Source organism: Mesobacillus sp., assembly GCF_049588175.1.
Taxonomy (GTDB): domain Bacteria; phylum Bacillota; class Bacilli; order Bacillales; family Cytobacillaceae; genus Mesobacillus.
In genome coordinates this window covers 1-2,470 of record NZ_JBAVFI010000372.1, presented here as the reverse complement: position 1 = coordinate 2,470, position 2,470 = coordinate 1, and the positions used below count along the sequence as shown (strand labels likewise).

General features: G+C 40.8%; 1 protein-coding gene. It reads left to right on the top strand.

Annotated elements, in window-relative coordinates:
* On the top strand, positions 1 to 2,470 hold a 2,470-nt coding region (locus tag WB217_RS09270), incomplete at both ends, for a bifunctional 2',3'-cyclic-nucleotide 2'-phosphodiesterase/3'-nucleotidase (protein ID WP_423992767.1).

Here is a 2,470-nt window from a genome sequence, read left to right as displayed (position 1 = left end):
AGCTAAAACAGCTACATTGATAAAAAAGGCAAGAGAAGAAGAGGCAGGAAAGAATAATCTCCTTTTTGATAATGGGGACTTAATACAAGGAAATCCGCTTGGGGATTATAAGGCAAAAGTGGACAAGCTTGAAGACGGGGAATTACACCCTGTATTTAAGGCTATGAAACTATTGGATTATGATGGAGCCACAGTTGGTAACCATGAATTTAACTATGGTTTAGATTACCTTGATGAGGTTCTTGATGACGCGCCAATGCCATATGTGAATGCGAACGTATTCAAATATGACGGCGATGATAATCCAGATAATGATGAAAACTACTTTAAACCATATAAAGTGTTTAACAAGAAAGTTACGGATGAAAGCGGCAAAACACAGGTTATTAAGATCGGTGTAGTTGGCGCTGTAACGCCACAAATCGTCCAGTGGGACAAAGCAAATCTTGATGGAAAAGTTATTACGAAAGATATAGTTAAGTCAGTAGAGGCACAAATTCCTAAAATGAAGGAAGAGGGCGCTGACATTATTATCGCGCTTGCACACTCGGGAATTGGCGACGAAAAGGTCGTTGAAATGGAAGAAAACGCAGCATACGACCTGACAAAGGTTGAAGGAATCGATGCTATCATTTCAGGCCATAACCATTTGAATTTCCCAGGTGCATTCGTTGGTCTTCCAGGTGTAGACCAAGAAAATGGAACAATCAATGGTGTGCCTGTTGTTATGCCAGGTAACTGGGGTAACCAGCTAGGTGTCATGGACTTGACGATTGCCAAGGAAAAGGGCAAATGGAATGTCAAAAGTTCAAAATCTCAATTAAGAGCGATTTATGATAAAGCGACTAAGAAGAGCTTGGCAGATGCAGATCCTGCTATTTTAAAAGCTGTTAAAGATGAACACCAAGGAACTGTTGACTATGTCCGTCAGCCTGTTGGAACAACAACAGCTGACATTCACAGCTATTTTGCATTGGTACAGGATGATCCATCAATCCAAATCGTTACGAATGCACAGAAATGGTATGTAGAAAAGCAGGTAAAAGGAACACCTGACGAAAACCTGCCAATCCTTTCTGCAGGGGCACCGTTTAAAGCTGGCGGAAGAAATGGCGCTAGTTACTATACGTATGTACCTGAAGGAACGATTGCAATTAAAAACGTTGCAGACCTTTACCTTTATCCAAACACAGTTTCAACAATCAAAATTAAGGGAGCAGACGTAAAGGAATGGCTTGAAATGTCTGCAGGACAGTTCAACCAAATTAATGAGTCGGTTAGTGGAGAGCAAAATATCGTTAATAATGCTTTCCCTACTTACAACTATGATGTCATTGATGGCGTGACTTACGAAATCGATGTAACTGAACCGGCAAAATATGATATGGATGGCAACATTAAAAATGCTGATGCTAACCGTATCAAGAATTTACAGTATAATGGTGAACCGATCAATCTGGATCAGGAATTCCTGGTTGTTACTAACAACTATCGTGCAAGTGGAAACTTCCCTGGTGTGAGAAATAAGTCAGCTGTAGAAATGTACCCAGATGAAAATCGTCAGGCAATCATCGATTATATCCGTGAAGTTGGAACAATTGATCCTTCTGCTGATGGAAACTGGAAATTCTCTTCAGTATTGAATGATGTAAACGTTACTTTCGATTCTGCTATGGAAGCAGTAAGTGCTATTGATGAGGGCAGCAACATTGAATACGTTGGACCAAGCGAAAACAATTTTGGCAAGTATTCTATAAAACTGCCAGTTACTAAGCCTTTCGAACTGCAGCTTTTAGGAATCAATGACTTCCACGGACAGCTTGATACGTACAATTCAAAAATCAATGCTGGTGGAATTGAATATCTTGCAGCCTATTTGAAGCAGCGTGAAGCCCAAAACCCTAACACATTGATGGTACATGCTGGGGATGCTGTTGGGGCAAGTTCACCTGTGTCAGCGTTATTGCAGGATGAACCCACAATTGCCATCTTAAATAAACTTGGCTTTGATGTTGGTACAGTTGGAAACCATGAATTTGATGAGGGTGTAGATGAAATGATGCGCCTGATCAATGGAGGCAGCCACCCGAAAACAGTTGAAAAGTATGGTGTATTTGAAGGTGCCGACTTCCCTTATATTGCTGCTAACCTAGTTGATGCAGCTACAAACAAAAATATACTGCAGCCATATCACATTGAAGAGGTAAATGGAGTACCGATTGGATTCATTGGGATTGCTTTGTCCGATACGCCAAGTATCGTGATTCCAAGTGCAGTTAAAGATGTGAGATTTACAGATGAAACTGAAGCAATTAATAAATACGCGGCGGAATTAAAAGCAAAGGGCGTTGAAACGATTATCGTTTTAGCTCACAACCCCTCTTCATCAGCAGCGGACGGATCTGGTGCTACAGATGAACTTGTTGACATTGCCAAAAATGTAGATGATGAAGTTGATGTACTATTTGGC